Source organism: Dyadobacter luteus (assembly GCF_003383615.1).
GTDB lineage: Bacteria > Bacteroidota > Bacteroidia > Cytophagales > Spirosomataceae > Dyadobacter > Dyadobacter luteus.
On the sequence record NZ_QNUL01000016.1, the window covers coordinates 23,223 to 43,241 of the forward strand.

Genomic DNA, 20,019 nt, shown 5'->3' on the forward strand with positions numbered 1-20,019 from the left:
GGGTGTATCGGAATTATTTTCGGTACACCTTTTTGTTTAACAGATGTACCAATATATTTTAGTTTCCCGCCCAACTTTATACAATAGAGAGCAAGACATCACAAACTACTGGCAAATTCCAAAGTTTTAACAATCTCTTCCGGATTGGCAAATTCCACTTTATTTTCTTTGAAATAGGTATGTAAGGCTTTTTTGTGTCGTGGAAACACCTTGACCAAATTCCCTTTCGTAGCCAGGTATATATCTCTGTTCTGATCCAGAAAAAAGTAAACAAAACGCTTTTTCAGAGCTATCCTATCACTTCCCTCTAATGTCTGCGGTTGTCCGTTACTGTTGACAAATGAAGAATAAGTGGATATCGCTGAGGTAGAGCTATATTGATTGTAGGCAGCGTAACGCTCAACACCATTTGTTCCCAAAATCTGCTTCTCTGCGAGACTTACCCGATTGTAACCTGCCACTTTCCTCACATGACCATGGTGTTGGTAATAGTAAAAGGTATCAGCAGCAATTGTTATTTTGTCTATAAAGTTCTTATCATTTAAGATGAGCGTGTCTTTCTTTGCATCCACAAACTGAACCTCTCCATGCGGAAGACTATAATTCAATTTCGCGTTTACAACACGACCATTCCTGAAATACACTTTTCCGTCAAGAAAGGAAGGATAGCTGAATCTGTCAGAATACTTTAGTGATTTTGTAATGTCTGAGCCATTTTTAACTTTCATCTCATCACCGGCATTTTGAGCATTTGCACAGAAAGGCAAAAGGAATAAGAAAATAGCCAGATATCTCATATTGTCAGGGGTTTATGCCGTAAAGCGAAAGAGCAGAATATTTTAATTTTCAATATCTCTTGTTATGCCACATACATCAATATAACGAAAAAAGTATTTCGGTTACATATTATCGTTTACAACTATTTTTAACGATTCCCGTTAAATTCTACCTGGCACAAAAAACAAAGGTGCCGGCTTCCAAAGAAACCGACACCTTCAAAAAGAATATTTAAGTTCTACTCCGCATCTGCATAAGCTTCCACAGGAATACAAGAACAGATCAGATTACGATCACCGTAAGCACTGTCCACACGGCTTACGCTCGGCCAGAACTTGTTGAAGCGCAAATGAGGAAGCGGGAAAACTGCTTTTTCACGGCTGTAAGAACGGCTCCAGTCTTCGCTCATCACTACACGTGAAGTATGAGGTGCATTTTTCAACACATTATCCACACGGTTCGCTGTGCCTTCTTCTACTTCTCTGATTTCATTTCTGATCGAAATCATTGTGTCACAGAAGCGATCCAGCTCCGCTTTTGATTCTGATTCGGTAGGTTCGATCATCAATGTACCTGCTACCGGGAAAGATAATGTAGGAGCATGGAACCCATAATCCATCAAACGTTTCGCAATATCTTCTGCCTCAACACCAGCTGCTTTGAACGGTCTGCAATCAAGGATCATTTCGTGCGCACAACGGCCATTCGTACCGGTGTAAAGTACATCGTAGTGTCCGTTCAAACGCCCTTTCACGTAATTCGCGTTCAGAATCGCGTATTTGGTCGCGTTCGTCAGTCCATCCCCACCCATCATAGCGATATAGGCGTGAGAGATTGTCAGGATACTTGCGCTACCATAAGGAGCTGCCGAAACCGCACCCGCTTCACCAGCAGGAAGATGTTCAGGCTGAATGCTGAAATTAACGTGACCTGGCAGGAACGGCATCAGGTGTTCTGCAACACCGATTGGGCCTACACCAGGACCTCCTCCACCGTGAGGAATACAGAAAGTTTTGTGCAGGTTCAGGTGGCAAACGTCAGCACCAATTGTTGCAGGACTTGTAAGCCCTACCTGTGCGTTCATATTCGCGCCATCCATATAAACCTGTCCACCGTGCGAGTGTATCATCGAACAGATTTCAATGATGCTTTCTTCATACACACCGTGTGTTGATGGATAAGTTACCATCAGACAAGACAATTCGTTGCTGTATTGCTCTGCTTTTGCAGTCAAATCAGCAACATCAATATTTCCGCGTTCATCGCATTTGGTAACCACTACCTTCATACCGGCCATGACAGCAGATGCAGGGTTCGTTCCGTGTGCAGATGAAGGAATAAGTACTACATTACGGTGGAAATCACCACGGCTTTCATGGTAAGCTCTGATCGCCATCAAACCGGCATATTCTCCCTGTGCGCCAGAGTTTGGCTGGAACGACATGGCAGCAAAACCTGTGATTTCACACAACCAGATATTCAGCTCACTTACCAATTGTGCATAACCTCCCACTTGGTTCGTTGGAGCAAATGGATGTATGGCACCAAATTCCGGCCAGGTAAGCGGTATCATTTCGGCAGTAGCATTCAGCTTCATCGTGCAGCTTCCCAATGAAATCATGGAATGAACAAGAGAGAGATCCTTGTTCTCCAACATTTTCAGGTAACGCAGCATTTCATGCTCTGTGTGGTGCTCGTTGAAAACAGGATGCGTCAAGTACTCAGAAACTCTTGCGATATCCTCAGGAATCAACAATTCAGCTTCTTCATCAATCACCAATTCTCCCTGGAATCCTGACACTTCAGCAAATACATTCAAAAGTGCGATAACGTCATCAAATGACTTCGCTTCGTCAAATGACACACCAATCGTTTCGTCTTTGTTGTAACGAAGATTAATACCCCATTTCTCTGCCTGCTCTCTTACTTTCTTGCTAAGCGGAGTCTGAATGGTAACCGTATCAAAATAGCGGTCAGTTAATACGGTATAATTGAACTTACGAAGTGTTTCCACAAACAAATGCGTCAATCCGTGAATACGGGCTGCAATTGCTTTCACTCCCTCAGGTCCGTGGTATACAGAATAGGCTCCGGCAATCACAGCCAGCAACACCTGAGCAGTACAAATATTGGAAGTAGCTTTTTCACGACGGATGTGTTGTTCACGCGTCTGAAGCGCCATTCTCAATGCTGAATTTCCTTCTGCATCAACAGAAATACCAATGATACGTCCCGGAATATTTCTTTTGAAAGACTCCTTTGTAGCAAAATATGCAGCGTGCGGTCCACCGTAGCCCATCGGAACTCCGAAACGCTGAGAAGAGCCTACAACTACATCTGCCCCCATTTCTCCCGGTGATTTCAGCAATGCAAGAGCCAGCAAATCAGCAGCAACGGCAACCGACAGATTTTCGTCGTGAGCAGCAGCAATGAAATCAGTATAATCTATAACTTCTCCGTTTGTAGCAGGATACTGCACCAATATACCATACAGATTTTCATCGGTAAGGTCTACGGTTGCATGGTTACCAATTACCACATCAATCCCAATAGGCTTAGCCCTTGTATAGATCAGGTCGATGGTTTGCGGATGACATAATTCAGAAACAAAAAATGTATTTGCCTTCTTTCTCGAAGCAGGACGTAGTCCATGCAACATGGTCATCGCTTCAGCAGCAGCTGTAGCTTCATCCAAAAGGGAAGCATTCGCGATTTCCATCCCGGTTAGATCCGTTATCACGGTCTGAAAGTTCAACAACATTTCAAGCCTACCCTGTGCTATTTCAGCTTGATACGGCGTATAAGCTGTGTACCAGGCCGGGTTCTCAAGAATGTTGCGAAGAATTACATTAGGCGTAATGGTGTCGTAGTAGCCAGTACCGATGTAAGATTTCAGAATTGCGTTCTTGCGTGCAATTTTTCTGATTCCCTGCAGGAATTCCTGCTCAGTCTTGGCTTTTGGTAAATTAAGTGGTTTAGGCAAACGGATAGCTGATGGAAGCGTCTGGTCTATCAGTTCATCCAGAGAAGCCACCCCAACAGTAGACAACATTTCCTGTAACTCCGATTCATCTTTTCCATGATGACGGCTTTCGAATTTGTCTTGGCTGCGAAGATTAATTTTCATCTAACTTGTGGTCTAACAAGGCCGTTAATAAGTGGTTATAAAGTACAAAAGTAAGCAAAACCAATCAAATCTTTCAGAGATTGATGGTAATGCTTACTCTTGAATTTGTACAAAAAAGATATAAATTCTGCGGATTAGTGATTTGGGCATCCGCAGTCACTCTTCCGCTTGAATATTCCAAGTATTTTTTTGGATTTGGGCTTTTTATAACCTTTAAATTTCTTTCTCTTTTTTCCGAAAAGTTCAGACTTGGTGCCAGCCGGAGCTGCATTCACCGTATTAATTCCGGATAGGCTCACTGAAAACACCAGCAATAAGAGGAGACAGATATTTTTTTTCATAATCCTGTTCTTGTACGTAATGGCAGATATACTTTTTAACGCAATTAATCCTGACACAGTATGTATCTGAGTCTAAGACAGAAGAAATTTATGCTTTTACCAATTCAAGAATAGTAATCTCAGGCAAAATCCCTACCCTTCCCGGATAACCCAGATAACCGAAGCCCCTGTTCACATAAAGATACTGGTTATTTTCCTCATACAAACCTGCCCATTGCTTATAGCGATACTGAACAGGGCTCCATTTTAGTTTTCCGATTTCTACGCCAAACTGCATCCCGTGCGTATGACCCGCAAAAGCAATATCAATGTCTTTGTATTTAGGAAGCACCTGCGCCTGCCAGTGGCTCGGATCATGGGAAAGTAATATTTTTACAGGGTAATCTTCTGTGTTCTGGTAAGCCTTTTCCAGATTACCATATTTGGCAAAATTCCCCGCTCCCCAGTTCTGAATTCCGATCAACCCGATTTCTTCACCGTCCACCTTAACAGCGCGATTTTCGTCCAGCATCAGATTCCATCCAAGTAATTGATGTGCTCTTTTCAAATCGTTAAGATTCTGCATTTTTTCCTGAGGAGTTGCCCATTGGAAATAATCTCCGTAATCGTGGTTTCCTAAAACCGAATGAACGCCCAGCGGTGCTTTTACTTTATCAAAAATATTGATGTAGTCCTTTACCTCGCTCGCACGGTCGTTTACCAGGTCACCTGTAAAAAAAGCAATATCCGGCTTTTCTTTCATGAGCATTTCAACCCCTCCTTTTACAGCTGTTTTGTTGAAAAAGCTTCCTGAATGAATATCCGAAAGTTGCGCTATCTTAATTCCATCAAATTGTCTTGGCAAATTTGCCAGAGGAACACGTACTCTGCGAATCCTGTAATCATGTGCTCCTGATATAATTCCAAATGCAAAAGTTCCCATCAAACCAGCACCCGCTACAACGGCTGTCTGCGCCAGAAATTCCGAACGCGGAATGGTTGGCTCGCCCATTACCGGAGAAGGAGTTGCCGCTGCCGGATAAAAGAAACTGACAATCCATTGAAAAAAACGGCGTATATCATCAACGAGCAGCACCAGTACTGCAAGCAATTTGGACAAATAGGGAATGGCAATGAACGCAAATACGAAAGTGCGCGCGGTACGTCCGAAATAATCGGGCGGCAGCAGTTGCATGGCCACGTAAGCGACTAGAGTGAGTGCGGTGAAGATCCAGTAGGCACCTCCTATGTAGCGCTGGAGGCCGGGGGAAAAATTACGGATTGCTAATCGGAGTCCCTGCCACACATACCAGTCAATTGCAACAAGGATAAATGTCAGTAATATAAAGAAGAATGCTCGGTTCATTTTAAAGAAAAAAATCTATGTATATCATTGCCTAACACTTACGTTTATTTTCCCGTTCACCGTCACATTCAATTCTGAAACCATCTTGCATAAGTGGTCGGAGAAGAGCTTCAAACGGAGAAAATACGGATGTAAATGGTAAAGTGCGTAAATTTGTGCCGAAGGAAATATCACTGAGTATTGTTAAACCGAATAGATTATGCCCGAATTTGATTTCAAAAGATACCACATCAGATCTATGAACGCAGGTTCCGAACTGGAGCGCGCCGAAATAAACCAGGAATTGAAAGACTTGTATAGCAGCTTGTCCGAAGAGGACAAAGAAGCATTTAATATCCAATTGCAGAAGTTCCTTGCCACAGAAGTGGGGCGTATCAAGTCTGATTACGAATCAGTACATGGTTTAAACCAGCCTAATTGAGCCTCGGATCGGTAGGATAATGAGCAATGGAGCGGTATTCACCACCCATACTTCTTAATATTTCTCTCCAGAAATCTCCGGGGGGTGTATCAAAAATGAAGTCAGAGGATGTATTGGTGACAATCCAGGAATCCTGGCTCAACTCGTCCACAAGCTGTCCGGCACTCCATCCGGAATATCCTATAAAAAAACGCAGATCGTCCTGTAGTATGGTATTCATGTTGATGAGCGTTTGAAGATGCGCAAAATCTCCGCCCCAGAAAACACCATCCATAATCTCGGCGCCTCCTGAAATAAGATCAGGACGCCGGTGAATAAAATGTAGCGTGTTTTTCTCCACCGGTCCTCCCAGGTGAAGTGGAATATCCTGATAGATTGTTTCTTCCAGCACATCACCTAAAAACAGATCTGTTACCTGATTCAGTACAAAGCCAAAACTTCCGGGAGATTCATGTTCACACATCAATATCACTCCCCTTTCAAAATTGGGATCTCCGAGAAAAGGTTTGGCAATCAGCAAGCTGCCTTTTGTAACAGATTTGGAAGATGGCATAATCAGTAGAATATGTTTAATTCATCAACTAAATATATTTAATTTCGGTAACATTTGTTAGTTTTCATTCATCACTCAACTGCTTTCAGAGCTCTGAAACAACTGTCACCGACAGATAACCAATAAAAATTATGCCGTTAATTAAATCCGTTCGGGGAAAGAGTCCTGTCTTTGGCAGCGATTGCTGGTTTGCGGAAAATGCTACCATTGTAGGGGATGTAGAAATGGGAACAAATTGTACAGTTTGGTTCAATGCGGTAATACGCGGCGACGTCAACAGCATCCGGATCGGAAACTATTCCAATGTGCAGGATGGTGCTGTAATTCATTGTACTTACCAGCGGTTTGCAACGACTATTGGTAATTATGTATCTGTCGCACACAACGCTATTGTTCATGGCTGCACCATTGAGGATCACGTATTGATCGGAATGGGTTCTATCGTGATGGATGGCGCGGTAATAGGTACAGGCTCAATTGTGGCAGCCGGAGCAATTGTTACCCAGGGAACCAAAGTTCCGCCGGGCACCATTTATGCTGGCAATCCAGCCAGGTATCTGAAAGATGTTTCACCAGAATTAAATGCGGCTATTGATCGAACCGCGAATAACTATATTACCTATTCAGGTTGGTTCAAAGAGGAAGAACAAAGCTAGTTCACTTCCTTTCTTGCGTTCAGATAGGCCTTAATGACTGTGAAAGTTGTAATAGCAAGGAAGAAAAGAACGATGTATTCCACGTAGTTGACAATCCCAGGGAAGCGCTCACCGAACAGGTAACCTCCGCCTGTTAAAAGAAGTATCCAGATAGCTCCACCGGAGACATTGTTGATTAGAAATGACACAAAAGGCATACGCACAAGCCCTGCCAAAATGGGAGCAAAAGTTCTCACGATCGGAAGAAAACGACTTACGATCAAAGTTCTGCTCCCATATTTATCGAAATATTTTCTGGTAGTTTCGAGGTGCTTTTTCTTAAAAAACAGAGAATCCGGCCGGTTTTCGAACATATCTCCAAAATATTTCCCAAAAATATATCCTACCAGTGAGCCCAGAATCGCGGCAGTAATCATCGAAACCAGTAAAATTCCGATGGGTACGTCTAAAATGCCGGTACCACAAAATACGCCCGCCAGAAAAACCAGATAGTCCCCTGGAAGAAAAAAAGCAAAAAACAGACCGTTTTCAGCAAAAACGATGAAGGTGATCACCAGTAACCCACCGGTACGGATGATCTCTTCAGAATTGAGTATATATTGAAAAAACTCTGTTATCGAATTCATATTGTGAGGTATTATGGGTTAACTCTTTTTGCCGGCCAGTCGGAATTCACTACAGATTTTCCGAAAGTTCCAGCCAACGCATTTCCTTCTCCGACTGGCTGCTCGTCAGTGCCTCAATTTCCATAGACCAGTTTGTCACTTCCACATGTGATCCTCCATTGTTGATCTTATCCAGTAACTGCGTCTTTTTCTTTTCAATCTGAGCCATTTCAGCCTCCAGCGTTTCCAATTCGCGCTGCTCTTTGAAACTCAGTTTCTTTTTTGCAGGTGCCTCAACTTTTGGAGCTGCTACTGGTGCAGCAACCGGTTCTGGCTTGGAAGCTTTTCCTGATTCAGCGAGTTTTTTTTCTGCTTCCTGTATATCCTGATAGTCTCTCAGTTCAGTATAATTCCCCGGAAAATCACTGATACGCCCCTCTCCTTCAAATACGAAGATATGCTCTACAAGTCTGTCAAGGAAATACCTGTCGTGGGAAACGATGAGCAAACATCCTGAAAAATTAAAAAGGAACTCTTCCAGTACGTTCAACGTCGCGATATCCAGATCATTGGTAGGCTCATCCAGAATCAGGAAATTAGGCTGTTTGATCAATATCAGAAGAAGCTGTAATCTACGCTTTTCTCCTCCGCTCAACTTCGAAATAAAATCATATTGCTTGGACGGCGAGAACAAAAATGCCTGAAGCAGGTTCGTTACAGTTACCGTTTCTCCTGTACCGAGCTGAACGACTTCCGCCACATCTTTAACTATATCAATCACACGCTGACTTTCATTAAAAACAAGGTCAGACTGCTTGTAATAGCCAAACTGAACAGTTTCTCCGGTATCAATTTTACCTGAATCCGGCTGCAACTCTCCCGTGATCATATTCAGCAGAGTCGATTTACCCATACCGTTTTGACCTACAATTCCGATTCTGTCACCTCTGCGGAAAGTATATTCGAAATTTTTGATCAGTTGGCGGTCACCAAATCCTTTGCTGACGTTCTCCATCTCAATGATCTTACTTCCCAATCTTGAAGTACGAACATTGAGCTCCATCTGTACATCAAACTTTTTCTGGCTCGCTTTTTCCTTCAGTTCTTCAAAAGCATCTACCCGGTATTTTGCCTTCGTTCCCCTCGCCTTAGGCTGACGACGGATCCAATCCAGCTCCTTACGCATCAGGTTTCTTGCTTTCTCAATACCCGCAGCTTCCATTTCTTCACGCTCAGCCTTCTTTTCAAGGAAATAAGAATAATTCCCTTTATAGCTATACGCCGATCCGTGATCCAATTCCAGTACCTGATTACATACGGTATCCAGAAAGTATCTGTCGTGTGTTACAACAAGAATGGTGGTATTTGAAGTATTGAGATATTCTTCCAACCATTCTACTGTTGCCAGGTCAAGGTGGTTGGTTGGTTCATCAAGAATCAACAACTCCGGATCTTCAAGAAGAATTTTTGCCAAAGCTACCCGCTTACGTTGTCCTCCGGAAAGGGTTCCGTACAGATTTTCAGTGTTATGTATGCCCAGTCTTCCCAAAACCTCTTTCGTTCTGTATTCAAAATCCCAGGCATTGTACTTGTCCATATCCTCCATTACGGACGCCAGTTCGTCGTGGTTATCCGTTTCGATAGCGTGCTCATATTTTTTTACAGTCTGAGCTACAGGATTATTAGACGAAAATATCACTTCCAGAATTGGCAATGTCTCATCGAAAGCAGGACTTTGATCCAGATATCCTACCCGAATATCCTTCCGTATACTCACAGATCCTTCGTCTGTAGGAATCTTTCCCGTGAGTATGTTGAGAAATGTTGTCTTACCGGTTCCGTTTGTTCCGATTAATGCAATTTTGTCTCCTCTGCTGATACCAAAACTTATATTTTTAAACAGCCATCTATCTCCGAAAGACTTGGCAACATTTTCTGCTGAAAGGTAATTCATAATCAATTTTATAATTCTGTGTCACAAAGTTAGAACAGATATTAAACATCAGAGAAAAAATTCGGTTTCATACGGTAAATAACATAATATTGCTCCTTCTATTTTGTTATAATGTTCCATAGAACGCATTGTTAATCATGTACAAAAAATTCCTTTACCTAATCCCATCTCTGATCTTCTCTAATGCCATTGCCCAAAAAGCTGATTTCAAAAATTACACGCAAAAAATTGGTGGTAGCGCTCAGGTTTATGATATGGTAGCAATTCCCGCTGGAGAGTATACCATGGGGAGCCCCAAAACTGAAAAGAATCGTCGTGACGATGAAGGGCCTCAGCACAAAGTAAAAATTGAACCTTTCTGGATTGGCAGGTATGAAGTGATCTGGGATATATATGATTTGTACGCTTTCAAAAATATGGAAAAGGAAATGGCCTTGCGCCATCCGGATCCTGAAAAAAGCGTTGCCAAAACGGATGCAAGTACAAGACCTAGTCCTCCTTATGTAGACATGTCGTTCGGTATGGGTCGTGCCGGCTACCCCGCAATTAACATGACACAATATGCGGCCATTCATTTCTGCAAATGGCTCTATGAAAAAACAGGCATTTTCTACCGACTTCCTACAGAGGCTGAATGGGAATATGCTTGTCGTGCAGGAAGTACTACTGCGTACTCATTTGGAGACGATGCCTCAAAGTTGGGAGAATATGCCTGGTTCACTAAAAACAGTGATGCTTCCTACAAAAAAATCGGACAGAAGAAACCAAATGCATGGGGACTATACGACATGCATGGTAATGTAATGGAATGGACGCTGGATCAGTACATACCTGATTATTATGCTAAAAAGCCGAAAGGAGAAGCTTTTGCACCCGTAACAGAATTATATCCAACCTCAGCCAGAGGAGGCTCATGGGATGACGAACCGGATAATCTGAGAAGTGCAGCGCGTACTCCATCAAAGCCTGAATGGAAAGTTCTGGATCCGCAACTGCCAAAAAGCGAATGGTGGATGACAAGCGCCTCTTTTGTGGGATTCCGTTTGGTACGACCTGTCAAAGTACCTTCTCCTGAAGAAATTAAGGCGTATTACAATCCAACACTGATTGAAGATTATTGAAAAACCTAAATAACTCTTAATCCCTGATAATTATGGAACAAAATCGACGTGATTTCCTTAAAGTTTCCAGTCTGTTTGCCGGAACCGCTTTATTGAATCCTTTGAAAGGACACGGCTTTAACAGCGCTGTGGACGAAACAATTAAAGTAGCACTTATCGGATGCGGTGGGCGCGGAACAGGAGCTGCGGCTCAGGCTTTGAGCACTTCGCAAAATGTCCAGATCGTTGCTATGGCCGATGCATTCAAGGACAGACTTGATCAGGCATATAACAGTCTGACTCAAAAGAAATATAAAAATGCAGCTGGAGCTGCTGTGGATACCAAATTGAAAGTGAATGTACCCGACGATCGTAAGTTCGTAGGTTTTGATGCTTTCAAAAAAGCCATAGCTCTAAAGGATGTAGATGTTGTAATTCTTGCAACACCTCCTGGCTTCCGCCCATCTCATTTTGAAGAGGCAGTAAAAAACAACAAGCATATATTTATGGAAAAACCGGTTGCGACAGATGCACCGGGAATCCGTAAAGTGCTTCAGGTTGCCGAAGAGGCTAAAAAGAAAAAACTGAATGTTGTTGTTGGTCTACAGCGTCACTATCAAAATAACTATCTGCAGGCGATTAAGAGGATTCAGGATGGAGCTATAGGTGATATAGTTGGCGGACAGGTTTACTGGGTTGGTAACAGTCCATGGATGAAAGAACGCCAGGCTAACCAAACTGAAATGGAATACCAAATGAGAAACTGGTATTACTTCAACTGGCTTTGCGGCGACCACATTTCTGAGCAGCACGTACACAATATCGACGTAGCCAACTGGGTGAAAGGCAGCTATCCTGTGTCTATTCAGGGAACAGGCGGACGCCAGGTACGTACCGGAAAAGCATATGGAGAGATTTTCGATCACCACATACTTGATATGGTTTATGCTGATGGAACTACCATATCCAGCCAGTGCCGCCAGTTCGAGGGTACGTGGAACCGTGTGGACGAAGCATTCGTAGGAACGAAAGGACGCATTGATAGCTTTGATGGAAACAAAACAATCCTGAAAGACTATAAAGGTGGCGTGATTTATCAGCACGACGCCAAAGGAGACGGTAATCCATATCAGGTAGAGCACGATGAGTTGTTTGCAGCGCTTGCGAAAGGAGAATATAAATTTGCAGATGCTGAAAACGCTGCCAAGAGTACAATGACCGCTATTATGGGTCGTATGGCAACCTATTCAGGAAAGCTGATTACATGGGACGAAGCACTTAATTCGGACATCAATCTGTTCCCTGACAAGCTTGCATGGGATGCGAATCCCAAAATTTTGCCAGGTGCCGATGGATTATATCCTGTAGCGGTACCGGGTAAAACCGTGGTTATCTAACACCAGCAAGTATTATAAAGAACCGGAGGCATTAGCATGTTTCCGGTTTTTTATTGAATTGTATTCCAACTCTGCTCTTTGCCGTCTTTCTGCTCAACCAGCCACACTTTGTTATCAGGAAATTTGTTCAGGTACTTCTTTCCCTTTTTTATTCCTGATACGCTAAAGGCCGTAGCCAAAGCATCCGCTTCTGTAGCATTTGGAGAAATGACTGTGGTACGAAGATGGAATAGCAGCCCTATTCCTGTTTTCGGATCAACAATGTGAGAGTACTTTTTGCCTTCATACTCCAGATAGCGATAAGTCGGACCTGAAGTTGCTATACCTACGTTTGAATAAGTGATCGTTTGAATAGAATCTCTTCCCGTGGAAATTACGATCTTCCAGCCATCCTCACCGGGAGGCGGATCCATCAGCGCAAGTTTACCTCCTGCATCTATCATGGCACTGGTAATTCCAAATTGCTTTAAGACCTTTACTGCTTCATCGGCAGCAAATCCCTTACCCAATCCTCCGATATCAAGGCGCATCCCTTTTTTCAAAAGCCTGATCCTTGTCGAATTTTTATCAAAATGAATATTCTTATACCCCGTTTTGGCCAGGGCTTCACTGATCACCTTTTTTTCAGGGAGATACCCCTTTCTGGTTGCTCGCCGCCATTCCTGTACAATCGGCCCCAGGGTGGCATCAAAAGCACCATCTGTCTTTCTGCTGATGTCATCTGATATAGACAGAATATCAAAAAGGTCTTTACTGACAGAAAGCCAGTTTTCCGAACCGGATTGCGCTGAAATATGATTGATTTCGCTATCATCTCTGTAATCGCTCAGAGAAGCATTCAGGTCTTCTATTCTTTTGAAAGCACTTTCAGCAGCAAGATTAGCCAAAGAGTCATTTGGGGCATATAAGATGATTTTGAAAGGGGATCCCATCAGTCCCCTTTCAAAAGTATATCTGCTTTGTGAAAAGCAATTTAACGCCAATAAACAGCTTAACGAAAGCAGTAGAGAAATCCGGCATTTGAGCTGCCCGATGATCATGCTTTGCTGGTTCTATTACGAAGGTAGAAATCAACCAGCACCAGAGCCGCCATCGCTTCTACGATAGGTACTGCACGCGGAACAACGCAAGGATCATGGCGGCCCTTGCCCTGTACGATTGCGACATCTCCATGTTGATCTACACTTTCCTGATCCTGCATAATTGTAGCAACAGGTTTAAATGCCACCTTAAAGTAAATATCCTCCCCGTTTGATATTCCTCCCTGAATTCCTCCTGAGTGATTGGTACGGGTATGAACAACATTCTCATCTCCTACAAAAAAGGCATCATTGTGTTCAGAGCCTAGCATGGATACACCATCAAAGCCACTCCCATATTCAAAACCTTTTACCGCATTGATGCTCAACATCGCTTTTCCCAGCTCCGCATGAAGCTTATCAAAAACAGGTTCTCCCCATCCCGCAGGAACTCCTTCTGCCACACAACTCACCACACCACCAACAGAATCACCCTGCTTTCTGATACCATCAATGTAATCGAACATTTTTTGAGCCAGTTCCGGATCAGGGCATCGCACTGCGTTATTCTCCGTCTCATTCAGATCCAATTCCTTGTAGGACGCCTCCAACTTAAGCTTTCCAACCTGAGACACATAAGCTTGAATTTTCACACCCTCATTGGCCAGAATAAGCTTCGCAAGCGCACCGGCAGCCACACGCGCAGCTGTTTCCCGCGCCGAACTACGACCTCCTCCGCGGTAATCACGTACCCCATATTTGGCCTGATAAGTATAATCCGCATGCGACGGACGGAATTGGGCTGCAATATGAGAGTAATCCTTACTTCTCTGATCTTCATTTCTGATCAGCATCGCAATAGGTGTGCCCGTCGTTACTCCATCGAACACACCGGAAAGAACCTCAAATTCATCAGCTTCTTTTCGCTGGGTCGTAATTCTTGATTGCCCAGGCTTTCGTCTGGTCAATTCTGCCTGAATAAAGTCAGTATCGAAAGGAACCCCTGCAGGGCATCCTTCTACAATCACGCCAATTCCTGCTCCGTGAGACTCTCCAAATGTGGCTATTTTAAATATCTTGCCGTACGTACTTCCCATTTTATATCTACTTTCTGAATACCCAAAACATAGCCAGTACCAATACAACTACTATTGCATTGGTCAGGTTTTTAAAAAATTCTTTATAGTTAAAACTTTCACGGGTTGTGTCTAACCCGTCAAGATTATCGTATAATCCCGCCGACCCACTCAAAGATATATTTCCAAGCTTATAGTCCTCCCCTTTTACCTGCAATTTCTTCACAGATTGTAAAGTATCGTAACGCTCTCTTACAGGATCAAAGTAAATCCATTGAAAATACCTGCTCAAAGGGAAAACACCATCCTTTCTCGGAACCACAAAGTAATCAAATGTCATCTGACCAGAAACCTGCGTATAACTGCGCTTTATCTCCTGGCTTCTTTCCGGAGGGTAAAAATCCAGCGCTGAATTCACCTCTGTAACCGGCGATGGAATCGCAGCAATATTTCCTATCCCCTGTATTTTAAATTCGTATCTCACACTTTCTCCGGGATAAACCAGAGGACTGGACAACCTTTCTGAAAGGCTATATCTCCCGACAGCCACCTGATCCATCAGCGGATGAGGTGGTAAACCTTTAACACGAACAATTGATGCTTTTGATTTAAACGACCTTAGTACCTTATGCTGGACATTAACAGCACTTCTATTCTCCTCAACAAGCATATTAAGGCTAACAGAAGGCAAAACTATATCCTGTCTGGTAATTGGAAAGAGCTGAGCCTGGTACATATTATATTCCGTATACTTTTTCCCTTTAATACGAACCTGACGCTTCACAATCTCCTCTATTCCCACATTCTCCTCCCAGCAGTTTACAGGTCGCAATTTTTTGAGAATCTCCTGGAGTTGCCTGTTAAACTCATAAAACTCCATTTGCAACGGTACTGATTCTGCAATGTATAACGAAATCCCTAGTGAAAAGCCTTCCCTTACATAAACACTTTTTTTGTCTGCTTTTACAGAAAAGAAAACATCCTCTCCGTTCAGATCGACGTCGGGTAAATTTTGCTCCTCATTCTCAATCCCAGCCATTACCCCATCAGACATGCCAAAAGAGATCCTGAATCCTTCCGATTTTACTTTTACTCCATTAATCAACACAGTAAAATCGGGTATCTCATACACTCCGACTTTATCTGCATAATACTCCTGGCTGATGGTTTGAATAAAAACCTTGTTGCCGTCTATGGTATTAATGCTGCTTGTTGCGGACTTACTCCTCTTCTCTAATCCTTTGAAATCAGGGAAAATTACTGGTGGTCTGTTTTCAACGTCTTTGATTACAACAGAAACAACAAATGGCTCATTAACAGACAATTCCCTTTTGCCAATTTCAACACTTACAAGTGATGCCTGATCCTGAGCAAAGGTGATATTTAAAAAACACAAAAATATATTTAATATAACATATAATTTCATTGAGATTTTTCGTTAACTTTATTAGAAACATCCCACACTATGACCAATGCTATGAACGCTTATACTTTAAAGTATGGCCCCCTGAACCACAAAACTACGTAATACTATGGCCTCCATGCTTGAATACATTAAAATTATTCTGCAAAAAGTAAGTTTTGACCGCAGATTGTTTGAAAAGGAGTTAAAGAAAGCCATTAGAATGCTGATGCCAGCGGAAGTTAAAAGACTACAACTATGGTGCTACGAACATTATAGCAGTGTTTATCTCCCAGTTCTGAATAACTGTTTTCTGCAATCTCCACCTTTAGGTTAAATTAATAGCTTATAATGAAAGAAGCCTTACCGGAAATCCGGTAAGGCTTCTTTCATTATAAGCTATTTGAATCCTTATTTTTTCTTAGCAGGAGCAGCAGCCGGCTGTGCAGCAGCAGCTAAACCTAACGCTTCTTTTGCATTTACATTATCAGGATCAACTGTAAGCAGCTTGTTCCAATATTCCTTCGACTTAGCCTCATCCTTCAGTGTAGTCTGAGAGTAGAATGCAAGGTATGGGTACACTACTTTGTAGAATCCTTTGTACTTAGCCTGATCAGCAGTTTCTTTTTCTGCAAGCTCAGCAAACTTCGCGTAGTGAGGGGCAGAAATACCTTTGTCTATGTTTTCTTGTCTGTCATAAGCATTGTATAGAGAAACACCTCTCCAATAGTAAGCATATGGCCAGTCAGGAGACTTTGTAGTAACAACTCCAAAGATAGAATCCGCCTTCATGTTAAGTGCTCTTTTGGCAACTGCGATGTTAGCGCTATCAGCACCTTCTGCAATCGTTCTTGTTGCTTTCTGGAAGTAAGACAGCCCAAGGTAATAGTTGTCATTGATCAATGATTTCGCAGCTGTATCCAAAGGAATACCTTTTTCGAAAGCAAGAATTGCATTGTCATAATCTTTGGCACCGTAGTAAAGCATTGCTACTTCTTTAAAAGTTGCAGCTGCGTCAGCTTTATTAGTATCCAAATCAGCTCCTTTCATGATATAAACAACACCAGTTGAATCATAAGGCTTTCCATCAGCTGTTGCTTTCAGGTTATACGCACGACCAAGATACTTGTAGTCATCTCCAACAATTTTCTCCGGAGCAACTTTGATAAAATTATTTAGACTGTTAATAGACTTATCCGCCTCGTTAGTCTTGAAATAAGCCCATCCATACATACGTTGGATAATAGGGTTGTCAATTTTGCCATCAACACTTTTCAAAATTTCCAGTGTTTTTGCATAGTCATCTGCAGTAAATGCGAATTTTGCACCACGTAGTACAACCTCAGGATCTGTAGTTCCGCTCTTTTGTATAAACAAATCAAAATTCTCAGCAGCTTGCTTATATTTCTGACCTAAGAAATACAGCTCAGCAAGATCTTTGTATGCTGGTCCGAAATTAGGATCTGCTTCAATTGCCTTTTTGTAATTCTCTAATGCAAGATTATAGTTTTTACCGCGAAGATAAATCTGTCCGATACGGTTATAAGCAACAGCATAATTTGGTTTTGCAGTCAAAGCATACTCATACGCCGTTGCAGCAGGACCACCTTCGTTACGAAGCATTAAAGCATCACCTTTTGCGATGTAAGCATCAGCTAGGTTTTTGTCTCTTTTAACAGCTTCATCCAATAAACGGATTGCTTCAGCAGGATCATTATTTTTTTCGAATAATGTATACGCTTCTCCAATTCTATAAAGCGTTTCAGCACTTTTTTTGTTTTTCTTTTCCGCAGTATCGAAATACTCCTTTGCTTTTGCTTTATCTCCTTTGCTTAAAGCGATCGCACCCAAACCAACCTGATTCAGATATGATTTTTCATCTAATTGAAGTCCTTTTTCAAATGCCTTCTGCGCCTCATCCAACTTATCAGTTTTCAGGTAGTAATAACCGAGATAGTACTGATTGTCAGCGGAAGGAGTCCCCTCAGCCAATTTCTTGAACAACTCTCCAGCCTCATTGAATCTTTCAGTATGAATCAAAGCCAACCCATCCTGAACTGTTTGTGCCTGCACATTAATAAATGCTAAGACACTGAATACAAACGCAATTACTTTCATTCTCATGTTTCTGTTCATTTTTTACCCGGTTAATATAATGATAAAAAATTTGGTCTCTCAATAAACAAGTCCAAATGTGAAAAATTGTATGAAATACATTAAAAATTTTTGCCCGTTCTTATCTCCACTTGTCGGGGATAGCGAATCATAGGAATCAACCCCATTTTCTGAATAATCAAACCACCCACATCTCTGGCGATGTAGGTCATCAGCCCTCCGCCCAATCCGGAATATTCCTCTCTGCTTATAATGTAAACATCACGCGAGAGCGGATAATTTTTAAATTCCAGACCTGCCTGAAATGGTTGATAATAATTTGACAGAGAATCCGGATTATCCTTTTGAGATATCCCAAACACATTCAAACCTTCCGATAACTCGTGTGATTTAAGTGAGTGCCCGTCACTAATCCAATTTACTCCGATAAAGCCAAGGTGTAATGGATTACTTCGTACATCCTCAATCACTTTTTCATTTGAACCGGAAGCAATGATGCGTAAATTCTTAATGTCTTTTAGTCCAAATTTACTTCTGACAAAGTTGAGATTACTGGCATTTACATCATCAAATACCAACGTTATCAACCCCGTCTGATTACTACCTGGCAATTGCGACCAATTTGTTATCTTACCTTCCAATATTGCCCGAAGCTCGGACATTGTGATTAAACTATCAGAATTCGCTTTACTCGCCACCAGCGCAAGACCATCTATCGCAATATGCTGATATTTGATATAGCCCTTTTGCTGCTTCATGATATCACTTTCCTTTCCAGTCAACTTACGGGTTGCTATTATCAACCTTGCACTATCCTGTAAAAGCTGCAGTACTGCTTCCTGCTCAGGAAGATAGTTTACATTGAAATGTGATTCCGGATAAATACCTTCATAAGCCTTCGTCAATCCGTCCACCAGTGGCCTGAATGACTCATCGGCTGCTATTGTAACAGTGCCCCTGCGAGGATTATCCACCTGACTGTTTTCCGTCCCGCCTGAACAGGCGTAAATGAACGCTCCCGCAATCAGCACAGCTGCGGCTTTATACACGATTTTCATGGCTTATTCTGATTGTTTTTGTCTTTTCCAAACTCGGTAGCCACGAAATATTCCGTACAAAATAAGTGTGCCAGCCAGTGCATACTTCTGCACATTTGTAATGGGTAAGAAGTTAAAAGACGAGGAGGAGAAGATCAAAAAGATCCCTCCTCCCACGTATATCAGAGCCATTAGCACAGAGACCAGATCAATGACCTTCTCATGCAATGGTGTTTCCTTCATGAGTTACTCCAATTGGAAGTTGATAGGAAGGTTATATTTTACACGAACTGCACGTCCTGACTGCTTACCTGGCTTCCATTTCGGCATTGCTTTCACAACGCGAATAGCTTCCTCATCGCAACCAAAACCTAGTCCTTTCAATACTTGTACATCCTGAATACTTCCATCCACGTTAACAACGAAAGACATAAAAACGCGTCCTGATACGTTGGCGCGGGAAGCTGCACTAGGGTACTTGATATTTTTACCAAGATACTTGTACATTTCAGAAGTTCCTCCCGGAAATTCAGGCTGTTGCTCAACCACTGTAAATACTTTCTCAGGCTCTGGTGCCGCTTCAACCACTGTTCCCTTACTAGGAGCTGCAACCGCTTCTGGCGCTACAATGATTTCGTTTGCGTTAGGATCACCTTCGATCGTTTTGTTAGCAACAACAGCTTCTTTGATTTCCTCAACTGTTGGTGGAGGAGTTTCCTCCGGAACCTCTTCATCCTTCTTAACTTCAGGAGGAAGGAACTTCACCGTGTTCACCTTAGGCTGCTCAATTGGCGGCGGCGGTGGCGGTGGTGGTTCTGCCGGGTCAATAGGCGGTGGTGGCATTTTCATTAAATCCACTTCAACTTCTACTAACTCTTCTTTTTCCTCACTGGCAAATTTGCTAATGATGGCTGGAGAAAACATCGCCAAAAGAAAGAGTGCAGCACCAATTAAAGTAGCTTTTGTCACGTCTGCACGGTAACCCTTGCGAAGTGAAAATGCTCCATACGCCTTATTACGATTTGCAAACACTATATCATCCAGTGTCGCATTCGGGCTAACTTCTGCCATGGCGATTTAATTATGATTGTTAA

18 protein-coding genes are annotated in these 20,019 nt (G+C 42.5%); 5 read left to right on the plus strand and 13 right to left on the minus strand.

Annotation, left to right across the window (positions count from 1 at the left end; genetic code table 11):
- Positions 1-98: 98 nt before the first annotated feature.
- The 3 genes from DSL64_RS18100 to DSL64_RS18115 form a co-directional block, all read right to left on the minus strand.
- A complete protein-coding gene (locus DSL64_RS18100) occupies positions 99-797 on the minus strand; it encodes a hypothetical protein (protein WP_115832334.1) in 699 nt (232 codons plus the stop codon).
- A gap of 218 nt (positions 798-1,015) precedes the next feature.
- A complete protein-coding gene (gene gcvP, locus DSL64_RS18105; protein WP_115832335.1) occupies positions 1,016-3,904 on the minus strand; it encodes an aminomethyl-transferring glycine dehydrogenase in 2,889 nt (962 codons plus the stop codon).
- A gap of 429 nt (positions 3,905-4,333) precedes the next feature.
- On the minus strand, positions 4,334-5,590 hold the full coding sequence (locus DSL64_RS18115; RefSeq protein ID WP_115832337.1) for a metallophosphoesterase: 1,257 nt from the start codon (positions 5,588-5,590) through the stop codon (positions 4,334-4,336).
- 199 nt (positions 5,591-5,789) lie between these two features.
- Between DSL64_RS18115 and DSL64_RS18120 the strand changes: the two genes are divergently transcribed.
- Positions 5,790-6,011: a hypothetical protein gene (locus DSL64_RS18120; protein ID WP_199539438.1), complete on the plus strand. Its 222-nt coding sequence runs from the start codon at positions 5,790-5,792 to the stop codon at positions 6,009-6,011.
- Here the strand turns inward: DSL64_RS18120 and DSL64_RS18125 are convergent.
- On the minus strand, positions 6,004-6,564 hold the full coding sequence (locus DSL64_RS18125) for a YqgE/AlgH family protein (protein WP_115832338.1): 561 nt from the start codon (positions 6,562-6,564) through the stop codon (positions 6,004-6,006). The genes DSL64_RS18120 and DSL64_RS18125 overlap by 8 nt on opposite strands.
- A gap of 131 nt (positions 6,565-6,695) precedes the next feature.
- Here DSL64_RS18125 and DSL64_RS18130 point away from each other — a divergent pair, with 131 nt between their 5' ends.
- Positions 6,696-7,220, plus strand: coding sequence for a gamma carbonic anhydrase family protein (locus DSL64_RS18130; protein WP_115832339.1), 525 nt, complete (start codon positions 6,696-6,698; stop codon positions 7,218-7,220).
- On the opposite strand, the gene DSL64_RS18135 is transcribed toward DSL64_RS18130, so the two are convergent.
- Both DSL64_RS18135 and DSL64_RS18140 read right to left on the minus strand, forming a co-directional pair.
- A complete protein-coding gene (locus DSL64_RS18135; RefSeq protein ID WP_115832340.1) occupies positions 7,217-7,846 on the minus strand; it encodes a DedA family protein in 630 nt (209 codons plus the stop codon). The genes DSL64_RS18130 and DSL64_RS18135 overlap by 4 nt on opposite strands.
- Positions 7,847-7,895: 49 nt before the next feature.
- Positions 7,896-9,779 carry an ABC-F family ATP-binding cassette domain-containing protein gene (locus tag DSL64_RS18140; RefSeq protein ID WP_115832341.1) on the minus strand — a complete coding sequence of 628 codons (1,884 nt, stop codon included), beginning with the start codon at positions 9,777-9,779 and terminating at the stop codon, positions 7,896-7,898.
- A 137-nt stretch (positions 9,780-9,916) separates the two neighbouring features.
- Between DSL64_RS18140 and DSL64_RS18145 the strand changes: the two genes are divergently transcribed.
- The gene (locus DSL64_RS18145; protein WP_115832342.1) at positions 9,917-10,900 is read left to right on the plus strand and encodes a formylglycine-generating enzyme family protein; all 984 of its coding nucleotides are present in this window, start codon (positions 9,917-9,919) and stop codon (positions 10,898-10,900) included.
- 32 nt (positions 10,901-10,932) lie between these two features.
- The gene (locus tag DSL64_RS18150) at positions 10,933-12,276 is read left to right on the plus strand and encodes a Gfo/Idh/MocA family protein (RefSeq protein WP_115832343.1); all 1,344 of its coding nucleotides are present in this window, start codon (positions 10,933-10,935) and stop codon (positions 12,274-12,276) included.
- A 50-nt stretch (positions 12,277-12,326) separates the two neighbouring features.
- On the opposite strand, the gene DSL64_RS18155 is transcribed toward DSL64_RS18150, so the two are convergent.
- The 3 genes from DSL64_RS18155 to DSL64_RS18165 form a co-directional block, all read right to left on the minus strand.
- Complete coding sequence (locus DSL64_RS18155; protein ID WP_229217136.1) at positions 12,327-13,208, minus strand: FAD:protein FMN transferase; 882 nt, start codon at positions 13,206-13,208, stop codon at positions 12,327-12,329.
- Between the two features lie 104 nt (positions 13,209-13,312).
- Positions 13,313-14,392 (minus strand): chorismate synthase, encoded by a 1,080-nt coding sequence (gene aroC, locus DSL64_RS18160; protein WP_115832345.1) that lies wholly within the window; start codon positions 14,390-14,392, stop codon positions 13,313-13,315.
- A 7-nt stretch (positions 14,393-14,399) separates the two neighbouring features.
- The gene (locus tag DSL64_RS18165) at positions 14,400-15,797 is read right to left on the minus strand and encodes a BatD family protein (protein WP_115832346.1); all 1,398 of its coding nucleotides are present in this window, start codon (positions 15,795-15,797) and stop codon (positions 14,400-14,402) included.
- Between the two features lie 106 nt (positions 15,798-15,903).
- Between DSL64_RS18165 and DSL64_RS29305 the strand changes: the two genes are divergently transcribed.
- A complete protein-coding gene (locus tag DSL64_RS29305) occupies positions 15,904-16,110 on the plus strand; it encodes a hypothetical protein (protein WP_115832347.1) in 207 nt (68 codons plus the stop codon).
- 74 nt (positions 16,111-16,184) lie between these two features.
- Here DSL64_RS29305 and DSL64_RS18175 read toward each other — a convergent pair whose 3' ends face one another.
- The 4 genes from DSL64_RS18175 to DSL64_RS18190 all read right to left on the minus strand — a co-directional run bounded on the left by DSL64_RS18175 (position 16,185) and on the right by DSL64_RS18190 (position 19,996).
- Positions 16,185-17,909, minus strand: a complete 1,725-nt coding sequence (locus DSL64_RS18175) for a tetratricopeptide repeat protein (RefSeq protein WP_115832348.1) — start codon at positions 17,907-17,909, stop codon at positions 16,185-16,187.
- An 80-nt stretch (positions 17,910-17,989) separates the two neighbouring features.
- Positions 17,990-18,946 carry a PstS family phosphate ABC transporter substrate-binding protein gene (locus DSL64_RS18180; RefSeq protein WP_115832349.1) on the minus strand — a complete coding sequence of 319 codons (957 nt, stop codon included), beginning with the start codon at positions 18,944-18,946 and terminating at the stop codon, positions 17,990-17,992.
- 3 nt (positions 18,947-18,949) lie between these two features.
- The gene (locus tag DSL64_RS18185) at positions 18,950-19,168 is read right to left on the minus strand and encodes a hypothetical protein (RefSeq protein WP_115832350.1); all 219 of its coding nucleotides are present in this window, start codon (positions 19,166-19,168) and stop codon (positions 18,950-18,952) included.
- A 3-nt stretch (positions 19,169-19,171) separates the two neighbouring features.
- Complete coding sequence (locus DSL64_RS18190; RefSeq protein ID WP_115832351.1) at positions 19,172-19,996, minus strand: energy transducer TonB; 825 nt, start codon at positions 19,994-19,996, stop codon at positions 19,172-19,174.
- Between the last annotated feature and the right edge of the window lie 23 nt (positions 19,997-20,019).